Source organism: Tessaracoccus zhenghani (genome assembly GCF_054552775.1).
In genome coordinates this window covers 1209051-1220135 of sequence record NZ_CM137275.1, presented here as the reverse complement: position 1 = coordinate 1220135, position 11085 = coordinate 1209051, and the positions used below count along the sequence as shown (strand labels likewise).

Sequence of the window (11085 nt, the reverse complement as noted above, 5' to 3'; positions counted from 1 at the left end):
GCCAAGCGAAGCCCGAGAAGTCCTCAGGCGGCCTGGCGCCGGAGGGCGTCCTTCCAGGACAGGACGGAGCCGGTCTGCATGAGGGCCCGGCGGTAGATCTTCGAGCCGAGCCAGATGCACAGGGCCATGAACGCCACCGCGACGACCATCGCCAGACCGGCGTCGAGCCAGGTGGACTCCCCGCTGAGGAGGCGGCCGGGCATCGACACGGTGGAGGCGATCGGCACGTAGCTGAGGACGTGCGCCACGTCGCCACGGGCGAGGAAACCGGCCATGTAGACGAGCATCACGATCGTCATCAGGGGCGTCGTGGTCTGGTTGAGGTCCTGGTGGCGGGTCGCCATGGCGCCCGCAGCGGCCCACAGGCACGCCAACGACGCGAAGCCGACCAGGAAGAACAACACGAACCAGCCGACGACGGGCGTGACGAGACCCACCATGCTGCTCCATTCGGACAGCGAGAGGCCGACGAGTGCCGTGGTGGCGATCAGGACCACCTGGGCCAGCGCCATGATGGTGCTCCCCACCACCTTGCCGAGGAGCAACTGCCGGGTGGGGATGGCGGCGGCGAGGATCTCGACGATGCGGGACTCCTTCTCCGTGACCACGGAGTTGGCGATCTGCATGCCGAACGTCATCGCCGACATCATGAACAGCAGGGCGAAGGCGATGGTCGAGATGATGACCGCCATGCCCTGGCCCTCCTCGTCCTCCATCGTCACCAGTTCGAGCTCGGTGCCCGCTCTGATCGCGGCCAGATCCAGGTTGTGCTCGGCGGCGTTGACGCCCAGCTGGTAGTCAGCGACGGCGGCGCTGAGGTCCGGTGCCTCGAACAGGTCCTTGACGGTGAGCTTCCAGCCGTCGGCCGCCGAGTGGGTCAGCGCGGCCGAGGCATCGCCCTCGTCGACGGCGGTCATGACGTCGGCCTCAGGCACGCGCAGGGCGGTGTAGTTGCCGCTGCCCTGCTCCTGCGCCATCGCCACGACGGTGGCGGCGGCGTCGGAGGACACGGCCACCTTGGTCTCTGAGGAATTGCCCCCGAGCAGGCCGCCGAAGATGAAGCCGAGCGCGATGAGGACGATGGTGGTGAGCGTGCCGATCCAGAAGGCGCGGTCCGTCAGCTGCACCATGATCTCGCGCTTGGCGACGATGACCCAGGGTGCCGTACGGGTGCGGGTGGAGTCGGTCATCGGGAAACCTCTCGGTAGTACTCGCTGAGGGGCCGCACGATCGGCCCGAAGGAATGGACGCTGCCCCGGCTGATGGCCTCGGCCAGCACGCGCTGGGCCACGCTGTCGTCGGCGAAGGCGACCTCCGCCTGGGGGCCGTCGAGGTCGATGACGGTGACGCCGCCCTCGTGGCGGAGCCAGCCCAGGTCCGCGCCGGCCAGGATCCGGTGGTGCTTGGGGCCGGCCGAGCGCAGCGCTTCGACGCTGCCCGAGGCGATCACCTCTCCCTTGCGCAGGATCACGATCTGGTGGCACAACCGCTCCACCAACTCGAGCTGGTGCGACGAGAACAGCACCGGCACGCCGCGCTTGGTGAACTCCGTCAGCAGCGCGAACATCTCGTCGACCGCCTCAGGGTCGAGACCGCTGAACGGCTCGTCCAGCACGAGGGCCTTGGGTGAGGCGATCACCGCGCCGGCGATCTGGACCCGCTGCTGGTTGCCCAGCGACAGCTTCTCCAGCTTGTCGCCGGTCCGTTCGCCCAGGTTGAACCGCTCCAGCAGCTGCCGGGCCGCGGCCTTGGCGTCCGCGGCGGTCATGCCGTGGAGCTCCCCGAGGTAGGCGAGCTGCCCGAGGATGGGCTGCTTCGGGTAGAGCCCACGTTCTTCCGGCATGTAGCCGAACTGTGCGCGGTCCTCGGCGGTGATGGGGTGGCCGTTCCACAGCACCTCGCCGGAGGTGGGGGACAGCACCCCCATGATGATGCGCATGGTGGTGGTCTTGCCGGCGCCGTTACCGCCGACGAAGCCGGTGAACCGGCCGTCGGGGACGCTGAACGACACGTCGTTCAGGGCCGCGAGATCACCGAATGTTCGGGTGACAGAGTGGATTTCGAGCATGGCACCAGCCTGCCGGATGTCCGGTTGTCAGGACATCGCCCGCGCGGCCACATCTTCGTCGGCAGCCCTCATCCCTTCGGATGAGATCGGGTCAGGCCATGCTCGAACGCGAAGATGACGGCCTGCACCCGGTCCCGCACGCCGAGCTTGGCGAGGCAGCTGGAGACGTGGCTCTTCACGGTGGCCTCGCTCACATACAGGTCGCGCGCGATCTCCGCGTTGCTCAGCCCCTGCGCCAGGGCGGCCAGCACATCCAGCTCCCGTTGGGTCAATCGCGCGACGGCAGGATGGGGTTCGGTGATGTGGTGCACGACCTGCACGGCCTGCTCGATGACGCGGCGGGTGACCTCCGGCGCGAGCAGCGCCCCGCCGTCGGCGACGGTGCGGATGGCCTCCAGCAGGCGCTCCGGTTCGCAGTTCTTGAGCAGGAACCCGGCGGCCCCCGCATCGAGCGCCTCGAACAGGTAGTCGTTGCGGTCGAAGGTGGTCAGGATGATCACCTGGGTGTCGCCCGCGGCGCGCACGGCGCGGGTGGCCTCGAGCCCGTTCATCCGCGGCATCTCGATGTCCATCAGCATGACGTGGGGGGAGGTGGCGGTGGCCAGCTCGACGGCGGCCTGCCCATCGGCCGCCTGCCCCACGAGTTCGAGGTCGTCCTCCACGCTCAGCATCAGGGAGAAGGCGCGGCGCACGAGCGCCTGGTCGTCGACGAGTGCGACTCGGATCATGGTGGTGATCAAACCCTTCGTGGGAGGACGGCGTGGACGCGGTAGCCACGGGTGGCCCGGGGGCCGATGTCGATGGTGCCGCCCAGGGCGGCGATCCGCTCGCGCATGCCGACGTGGCCGAGGCCCGAGCCTGCGGTGCAGTGCACGGGCATCCCGTCGTCGGTGATCTCGACTTCAGTGGTGTCGCCGAGCCGGACCACCACGCGGGCGTGGTCCGCCGTCGAGTGCCGACGGACGTTGGTGAGGGCCTCCTGTGCGATGCGTAGGAGGGCGCCGCTCTGGGTGGTGGTGAGCTCGGCGGCCCGCGCGGGGTCGCCGACGATTTCGTAGCTCACGTCGAGACCCTCGCCCGAGGCCTCCTCACACAGCGCCTCGAGGGCCTCCAGGGAGCTGCCGGCCCCCGCGGTGGGAGAGACGTCGCGGAGCGAGCCCAGCAGGGTGCGCAGCTCCGAGACGGCGCTGCGGGACATCTCCTCGACCTCGACGAGCGCCTCGGCGGCCAACTCCGGCTTGGCGTCCATCGCCCGGCGGGCAGCGGCGGTCTGGATACCGATCAGCGAGATGTGGTGCGCGACCGAATCGTGCAGGTCGCGGGCGATCCGCAGCCGTTCCGCCAGCACTGCCTGGTCGGCAAGTTGATGTGCCTGCTGCGTGACCAGCGCCTTGGACTCATCCAGATCGTGGGCGTCGCGGGCCTGCCGCCAGGCATTGCGGCCCAACCACATGGCGCCGCCGAAGTACGCAGCGTTGATCAGCAGGGTGGCCGCGTAGTACCACGCCGTCGGATGGAACTCGGCCGGACTGATGGAGCGGTTGTAGCTGTCGTCCACGATCAGCCACACCGTCATGGCCAGGACCACGGCGCCGGCGGCGAGCGCGAGGGTGTCGCGGCGCTTCGCATAGGCCAGCGCGGTGTAGATGCCGAGGAAGTAGACGATCTGCATGCTCGGGGTGCTGGACACGACCGGCCACAGGCTGCCCACGACGATGAAATGCACGCCGGTGAGCAGCAGCATGACCGTGATCGGGAAGACCCGCCGGTACGCGAGCAACACCCCGGCCAGCGCGATGGCGCCCAGCGACGGCCACACGTCGACGTGGTCCTTGATGTCGTCGATCTCTGAGTACACCATCACCGTGGCCATCGAGATGATGCAGAGCAGCGAGGCCACGGCCACGTCGCCGAACGCGGGCCGGGTGGGGGAGGGCCTGACGTAGTCCTCATCCATGCCGAAGAATGCCCGGATCGCGTCAACCATGTCCCGCAGTCTAGGGCTGGCGCCCGTGGGCGACGAGTAACGTTGCTTCATGAGCAACACCGAGACCTCTCCCCAACTGCTGGACTGCGGGCACGAGGACCACGGACCCACCGAGATCCAGCAGCTCCAACCCCGGATGGTGAGCCTGGGCGAGGGCCCCAGCGCCATGACGGTGCGACGCACCATCCCTCAACTCGAACGCTCGTTCGTCGGCGCGTGGTGTTTCGCGGACCACTACGGCCCCAACCTGGTGGAGGCCACCTGCGGCATGGACGTGGCCCCCCATCCGCACACGTCGCTGCAGACGGTGAGCTGGCTGTTCGACGGCGAGATCGAGCATCGGGATTCGGGTGGCGTCCACGACCTGGTGCGGCCCGGCGAGGTGAACCTGATGACGTCCGGGTACGGCATCTCGCACTCCGAGGTGTCGACCCCCCAAACGGAGTTCCTGCACGGTGTGCAGTTGTGGGTGGTGCTTCCGGAGCACGCCAAGGACACGCACCGTGGTTTCCAGCACCACCGCCCGGAACTCCTCGACATCCCCGGCGGCACGGCCAAGGTGATGGTGGGTTCGCTGACGGGCGACGCGTCGCCCATCTCCACGGAGACGCCGCTGCTCGGTGCGGAGATCATCCTGCGTCCGGGCGCGGACTGGGAGTTCGAGGTGGACCGCTCGTTCGAGCACGGTGTGCTGGTGGATTCGGGCGTGGTGGAGATGGACGGCGTGGCGCTCAACAAGGACGTCATGGGCGTCCGCGACGCCGGCCTGAACCACCTCCGGCTGTCGAACCCGAGTGACAAGCCGGCGCGCGTGATGCTGCTGGGTGGCACCCCCTTCGAGGAGGGGATCGTCATGTGGTGGAACTTCATCGGGCGCAGCCACGAGGAGATCGTCGAGCTGCGCGACGCCTGGCAGCGCGACGACGACCGCTTCGGCGGGGTCCGCGGTTACCGCGGCGCCCTACGGAAGCTGGAGGCACCGCCGCTGCCGGACATCCGCCTCAAGCCGCGCTTCCGCCGCCGTCAGCGCTGACGCCCCGTCAGGGTCACCAGCTCCGGTCGAGCGGGCGGCCTTCCTCGTAGCCGCTCCCGCTCTGCACGCCGACGACGGCGCGCTCGGCGAACTCGGGCAGGCTGCGGGCACCCGCGTACGTGCACGAAGAGCGCACGCCGCTGGTGATCCAGTCGATGAGGTCCTCGACGCCCGGACGGCGGGGGTCGAGGTACATACGCGAGGCCGAGATGCCCTCTTCGAACATCGCCGCGCGGGCCCGCTGGTAGGCGGACTGCTCACGGGTACGGTTGCGCACCGCCCGAGCCGAGGCCATGCCGAAGGACTCCTTGAACATCTTGCCCTCGGAGTCGATGAGGTGGTCGCCGGTGGACTCGTGCGTGCCGGCGAACCAGGAGCCGATCATCACCGAACCGGCGTCGGCGGCCAGCGCCAGGGCGACGTCGCGCGGGTGGCGGACCCCGCCGTCGGCCCAGATCGACTTCCCGTGCTCGCGCGCGGCGGCTGCGCACTCCAGCACGGCGGAGAACTGCGGGCGCCCCACGCCCGTCTGCATGCGGGTGGTGCACATGGCGCCAGGCCCGACGCCCACCTTGAGGATGTCGGCGCCGGCCTCGATGAGGTCATGGCAACCGTCCGTGGTGACCACGTTGCCGGCCACGATCAGGATGCGTCGGCCCGTCTCCGCCTCGAAGCGGTCGCGCTCGTCGCGGGCGGTGCTCAGGGCGCTGATCATCTTCTCCTGATGGCCGTGCGCGGTGTCCATGACGAGCACGTCCGCGCGGGCGTCGAGCGCGGCACGGACCTTGGCCGCGATGTCGCCGTTGATGCCGACGGCGACGCCGGCGCGGAGCCTGCCCTCGTGGTCCACGGCGGGGGAGTAGATGCCGGAACGCAGCGCACCCTCGGGGGTCATCACGCCGACCAGACGCTCCTCCGGGTCGACGGCGATCGCGACCTTCTGGTGGTGCTCGGAGAGGGTGGCGAACACGTCCGACGGAGCGGTGTCCGCCGACAGGACAGTCACATCGGTGGTCATCACGTCGCGGGCCTGCGCGAAACGGTCTGAGCCCTCAGCCGCGCGGGGGTGCACCACACCGAGCACCTTGCGGTTCTCGTCGACGACGACCGCGACACCGTGGGACCGCTTGGGGATGAGCTGGAGGATCATGCCGACGGTGGTGGAGAGCGACACGGTGACCGCGGTGTCGAACACCAGGTGGGAGTTCTTCACCTTGGTGATGGACTCCGCCACCACGTCAGTGGGGATGTCCTGCGGGAAGATCGCGAGGCCGCCGCGGCGGGCCATCGTCTCTGCCATGCGGCGACCGGAGACCGCAGTCATGTTGGCGGCCACCAGCGGGGTGGGGGTGGCGAGGCCGTCTGAGGAGGTGAGGTCCACGTCGAGGCGGGAGCTCACGCCGGAGCGGCTCGGGACCATGAAGACGTCACTGTAGGTCAGGTCATATGAGGGGTCGCCATGGAGAAATCGCACGCCTGGATTCTACCTTCGCGGCAGGGGTGAACAGAATCGGCGCCGCCCTGCGGGGCGGCGCCGATTCTGTGGGTGGTGCGGTCAGTGACGCGTCGAGCCTTCGAGCACCGGGGTGTCGCGGTCGTCGTCATCGTCGTGCGCCGGGAGCTCCCGGTGGCGCCCGACCTCGAGTTCGCCGTGGTGGCCGTCCGTGAGTTCAACGGCCGTGGGCTTGGCGATCTCATGGCCGAGGTACCAGCGGGACAACCGCGCGCGAAGCCTGCTGATACCGCCCTTGCGGGCGACCCCCGACGCATCGGTGTCGCCGCCGGGGGCGAGCACCGGATGCTGCAGGTGCTGCGTGAGCGCGAACTGTTCATGCGTGCCGACGGGGACGTGCGACTCCGAGTAGCCGCCGTCCGGGCTCCGGACGATGACGCCGTCCTCAGAGCCGTGGAGGGCCCGTTCGCGGTCTGCGCGCTGGAGGCCCAGGCAGATGCGCTTGGTGATGATGAACGCGATGATCGGCCCGAGGAACACGGCGACGCGCAGGAAGATCGTGATCGCGTTGAGGCTCAGGGAGAACCGGGTGGCGATGATGTCGTTGGCGCCGCCGATCCAGAACAGCCCGTAGGCCGCCATGCCTGCCACACCGAGCGCGGTCCGCGTCGGCGCGTTGCGCGGGCGGTCCAGCAGGTGGTGTTCGCGGTCGTCTCCTGTGAGCCAGCGTTCGACGAACGGCCAGACACCCAGCAGCGTGAACAGGATGCCCATCATGCCCACACCGGGGAGGAACACGCCCCAGGTCCAGGTGGTGCCGCCCCAGTGTGATTCCCAGAAGGGCGGGATGAGGCGCAGCGCGCCCTCGACGAAGCCCATGTACCAGTCAGGCTGCGAACCCGCGGTGACCTTGGCCGGGTCGTACGGGCCGTAGGCCCACACCGGGTTGATCTGGAAAAGGCCGCCCATGAGCACGAGGAACCCGAACACGATGAAGAAGAAGCCGCCGGCCTTGGCCATGTAGACCGGGAACAGCGGGTAGCCCACCACGTTGTTCTCCGTGCGGCCGGGGCCGGGGTACTGGGTGTGCTTGTGGTAGACCACGAGCGCCAGGTGCGCGGAGATGAGACCGAGCAGCAGGCCGGGGATCAGCAGGATGTGCGCCATGTACAGGCGGGGGATGATGAGGCTGCCGGGGAACTCGCCACCGAAGACGAAGAACTCCGTCCAGGTGCCGATGACCGGGATCGAGCGGATCAGGCCGTCCACGAAGCGCAGGCCGGTGCCCGAGAGAAGGTCGTCCGGCAGCGAGTAACCGGTGAAGCCCGCCATCAGGCCCATCGACAGCAGGCCGACGCCGATGAGCCAGTTGATCTCACGCGGCTTGCGGAACGCGCCGGTGAAGAACACGCGCAGCATGTGCACCGTCGAAGCGGCCACGAACAGCAGAGCGGCCCAGTGGTGGATCTGGCGTACCAGGAGGCCGCCACGCACGTCGAACGAGATGTTCAGCGTTGAGGCGAAGGCCTCCGAGATGGGCATGCCCTTCATCAGCTGGTAGGAGCCGTCGTAGTGGATCTCGGCCATCGAGGGCTTGAACCAGATGGTCAGGAAGACACCGGTCAGCAGCAGCACGATGAAGGAGTAGAGGGCGATCTCGCCCAGCAGGAACGACCAGTGGTCCGGGAAGACCTTGCGCAGGCCGGTGCGGCCCAGCTTGCCCAGCCCCAGCCGGTCATCGGCCCAGCCGAGGACGCCAGGGGTGCTGTTGGTCTTCTGGGTGGGGGCCTCGTGGGCCTCGACCGAGGACGACGTATCGACGACGCTCGTTGGCTTGGCCATTACTGGTCTCCGTCCTGGAAGTCATTGCGCGAGTCACGCTCGAAGTAGCTCGGCCCGACAGGCACCGTGAAGTCGCTCGTCGCGATCAGGTAGCCCTCGTCGTCCACAGAGATGGGCAGCTGGGGCAGCGAGCGGGCTGCAGGGCCGAACACGACGGTGCCGCTGTTGCCGAGGTCGAAGGTCGACTGGTGGCAGGGGCACAGCAGGTGGTGGGTCTGGCGCTCCCACAGCGAGATGGGGCAGCCGACGTGGGTGCAGATCTTCGAGTACGCCAGGATGCCCGACACCTGCCAGTCCTGCCGCGACGGCGGGATGGTGATCGACTGGGGATCCATGCGCACCACGATGATCGCGGCCTTGGCCTTCGCCTGGTGGGCCTCGACGCCCTCCAGTTCGCGCAGAGTGGCGGGCTGGGCGTTGACCAGTTGGCCGACCTCGAGGTGCTCCGGGCGCAGCTCCACCCAGTTCTCGTCGTTGACGAGTCGCACCTGGTTGGCCCAGATGGTTTTCTCGATGGTCTGTTCGCGGACGCGGCGGGTGGGGTGCGGGCCCATGTCGGCCAGCAACACGACGGCCGGCACCAGGGCGATGCCGAGGGCACCTCCCAGGGCGCCGAGGATGAGCGGGCGACGCTTGATGGCGGACTGCTCCACGCCGTCGCGCCAGTTCTGGGCGACGATCGCGCGGTCCTCCGGGGAGGTGGCCGCGCTGTGGCGGGGATCCACGGACTCGTGGTCGCCCATCAGCACGCGAGACCACTGGATGATGGCCAGGCCGATGAGCAGCACGGCGAGGCCGGCGGTGACGCCCAGGCCGACGTTCATCGCGCTGGCCTTCAGCCAGCCGAAGTCGATGTAGGCCCGGCGCGGGACGGCGAAGTAGATGACCACGAAGGCGATCGCCAACACGGGGACGAGGCCCAGCATGGCGAGGATGGCCAGGTAGGCACGGTTGCCGGCGCCCTTGTCGGCGTCGGTGAAGCGCTCGATGTGCTCCTCCATGCCGGGATCAGTGACGCTGTGACCCCGGTCAGGATCCTGGACGGGCAGATTCTTCCAGCTCATCGGGCGCGAGCCCCCTTCCGTGCAATCCACAGGGCAACAATCGAGAGGCCGCCGATGCCGATGATGAAGATCCACCAGCCCTCGGAGACAGGGCCGGCGTCGCCCATGGTCAGACCGCCGTAGTTGGGCTGCTCGTCGGCAGCCTCGAGGTAAGCGATGATCTCGCTCACGCTCTCGTCCGTGAGGACGTCCTTGGAGAACGACGGCATCTGCTGCGGGCCGGTACGAACCGCTTCGTAGATGTGCACGGGTGCGGTATCCGTCAGGTTGGGCGCGAACTTGCCTTCAGGCATGGCGCCGCCGCCGCCGACAACACCGTGGCAGGCGGAGCAGTTCGCGCGGAACAGGGCGCCGCCGCGTGCCACCGCCAGGGCCTTCTCGTCGTCGCCCTGGTTCAGCGCGTCGAGGGAGTACTGCGACTCCTCGGGGATGGCCGGGCCTGCGCCGAGCGAGGCGACATAGGCCGCCACCGCTTCGATCTGCTCCTGCGTGTAGTTGACCTTGCGCGCGCGGATCTGTGCTTCGAGGCGCGAGGCCGGCATGCGGCCGGTGCCCATCTGGAAGTCCACCGAGGCCGCGCCCACGCCGATGAGGCTGGGGCCCTGCGTGGTGCCCTCGCCGCCGAGACCGTGGCAGGAGGAGCAGGTGGTCATGTAGATGTCCTTGCCCTGCTCGATCTGCAGGGTGGTCTCCGTCTCTGCCGAGGAGCGTGGCGGGCTCACGACGGAGTAGCTGAGGCCGACGACGAGGAGGGCCAAGATCAGCAGCAGTGGCCGCGCTGCAGCATGCCGCCTGAGGTTGGTTGATTTCTTCACTGAAATGAAACTCCCGGTCTCGGTCTTAGCGGAGGAAGTAGAGGACGCCGAACAGGGCGATCCAGATGACGTCGACGAAGTGCCAGTAGTAGGACACGACGTGGGCGTGGACCGTCTGCTCGTGGGTGTGGATGCGGGTCATGTAGGAGCGGGCCAGCACGTACCACATGGCCACGACGCCACCGAACACGTGGATGCCGTGGATACCGGTGGCGATGAAGAACAGCGACCAGTACTGGTTGGTGGAGATGCTGATGCCCTCGTTGAAGAGCGTGAAGTACTCCCAGACCTGGCCGGCGACGAAGATCGAGCCGAGGATGGCCGAGATGATGAAGCCCTGACGCACGCCCCACTTCAGTGGGTTCACCCAGGAGCCGTTGACCCGGCCCGCCTCAGCGGCGTTGGCGCCCAACTGGATGGTCACCGAGCTCAGCACCAGGATGGTGGTGTTGATGCTGGCGAAGAGCAGGTCGAGGTGCGCACTCTCCGTGGCCCACATGGACGGGACGCCGGCGGCTGCGGCGGCGTCCGCCGCCATGGAGCGGGTCCAGAAGTAGGCGGCGAAGATGGCGCCGAAGAACATCAGTTCGCTCGCCAGCCACACGATCACGCCGATGGCGGTCACGTCGGGACGTCCGTAGGGCTTGTTCAGCCGGGCAGGCGGCACCTGATGGATGGCACCGGTCGGCAGCTCCGATGGTGCTTGGATGAGTTCATGATTCGTGGCCACGTGGTCATTATTGCCTCAAAAGCCCCATAGGTCACGCCAGGCACGAACATTGGGACCACCCCCCCCAAATCGTTGAAAGCGGCTATGCGATAA

10 protein-coding genes are annotated in these 11085 nt (G+C 68.2%); 1 reads left to right on the top strand and 9 read right to left on the bottom strand.

Translation table 11 applies throughout. The annotated features are described in order from the left end of the window. Window positions 1-23: 23 nt before the first annotated feature. The 4 genes from ACX1DX_RS05890 to ACX1DX_RS05875 form a co-directional block, all read right to left on the bottom strand. Window positions 24-1190 carry an ABC transporter permease gene (locus ACX1DX_RS05890; RefSeq protein WP_459397946.1) on the bottom strand — a complete coding sequence of 389 codons (1167 nt, stop codon included), beginning with the start codon at window positions 1188-1190 and terminating at the stop codon, window positions 24-26. Further along, the gene (locus ACX1DX_RS05885) at window positions 1187-2068 is read right to left on the bottom strand and encodes an ABC transporter ATP-binding protein (protein ID WP_459397945.1); all 882 of its coding nucleotides are present in this window, start codon (window positions 2066-2068) and stop codon (window positions 1187-1189) included. Before ACX1DX_RS05885 ends, ACX1DX_RS05890 begins: the two co-directional genes overlap by 4 nt. A 68-nt stretch (window positions 2069-2136) precedes the next feature. Further along, window positions 2137-2793, bottom strand: a complete 657-nt coding sequence (locus ACX1DX_RS05880) for a response regulator (RefSeq protein ID WP_459398186.1) — start codon at window positions 2791-2793, stop codon at window positions 2137-2139. An 11-nt stretch (window positions 2794-2804) separates the two neighbouring features. Further along, window positions 2805-4055 carry a sensor histidine kinase gene (locus ACX1DX_RS05875; RefSeq protein WP_459397944.1) on the bottom strand — a complete coding sequence of 417 codons (1251 nt, stop codon included), beginning with the start codon at window positions 4053-4055 and terminating at the stop codon, window positions 2805-2807. Window positions 4056-4104: 49 nt separating this feature from the next. Between ACX1DX_RS05875 and ACX1DX_RS05870 the strand changes: the two genes are divergently transcribed. After that, on the top strand, window positions 4105-5088 hold the full coding sequence (locus ACX1DX_RS05870) for a pirin family protein (RefSeq protein WP_459397943.1): 984 nt from the start codon (window positions 4105-4107) through the stop codon (window positions 5086-5088). 13 nt (window positions 5089-5101) lie between these two features. On the opposite strand, the gene ACX1DX_RS05865 is transcribed toward ACX1DX_RS05870, so the two are convergent. The 5 genes from ACX1DX_RS05865 to ctaE all read right to left on the bottom strand — a co-directional run bounded on the left by ACX1DX_RS05865 (window position 5102) and on the right by ctaE (window position 10992). Continuing rightward, a complete protein-coding gene (locus ACX1DX_RS05865; protein WP_459397942.1) occupies window positions 5102-6562 on the bottom strand; it encodes a GuaB1 family IMP dehydrogenase-related protein in 1461 nt (486 codons plus the stop codon). Window positions 6563-6643: 81 nt separating this feature from the next. Continuing rightward, a complete protein-coding gene (qcrB, locus tag ACX1DX_RS05860; RefSeq protein ID WP_459397941.1) occupies window positions 6644-8383 on the bottom strand; it encodes a cytochrome bc1 complex cytochrome b subunit in 1740 nt (579 codons plus the stop codon). Then, window positions 8383-9447, bottom strand: coding sequence for a cytochrome bc1 complex Rieske iron-sulfur subunit (gene qcrA / locus ACX1DX_RS05855; RefSeq protein ID WP_459397940.1), 1065 nt, complete (start codon window positions 9445-9447; stop codon window positions 8383-8385). The genes qcrB and qcrA overlap by 1 nt, the downstream gene beginning before the upstream one ends. Beyond that, on the bottom strand, window positions 9444-10262 hold the full coding sequence (gene qcrC, locus ACX1DX_RS05850; protein ID WP_459397939.1) for a cytochrome bc1 complex diheme cytochrome c subunit: 819 nt from the start codon (window positions 10260-10262) through the stop codon (window positions 9444-9446). Before qcrC ends, qcrA begins: the two co-directional genes overlap by 4 nt. 25 nt (window positions 10263-10287) lie before the next feature. After that, entirely contained in the window at window positions 10288-10992 is a 705-nt protein-coding gene (gene ctaE / locus ACX1DX_RS05845) for an aa3-type cytochrome oxidase subunit III (RefSeq protein ID WP_459397938.1), read from the bottom strand. Window positions 10993-11085 lie beyond the last annotated feature (93 nt).

Coding starts and splice junctions, on each gene's coding strand:
- qcrB (WP_459397941.1), bottom strand. CDS start 8,383: ATGGCCAAGCCAACGAGCGTCGTCGATACGTCGTCCTCGGTCGAGGCC.
- ACX1DX_RS05875 (WP_459397944.1), bottom strand. CDS start 4,055: ATGGTTGACGCGATCCGGGCATTCTTCGGCATGGATGAGGACTACGTC.
- ACX1DX_RS05885 (WP_459397945.1), bottom strand. CDS start 2,068: ATGCTCGAAATCCACTCTGTCACCCGAACATTCGGTGATCTCGCGGCC.
- ACX1DX_RS05870 (WP_459397943.1), top strand. CDS start 4,105: ATGAGCAACACCGAGACCTCTCCCCAACTGCTGGACTGCGGGCACGAG.
- ACX1DX_RS05890 (WP_459397946.1), bottom strand. CDS start 1,190: ATGACCGACTCCACCCGCACCCGTACGGCACCCTGGGTCATCGTCGCC.
- qcrA (WP_459397940.1), bottom strand. CDS start 9,447: ATGAGCTGGAAGAATCTGCCCGTCCAGGATCCTGACCGGGGTCACAGC.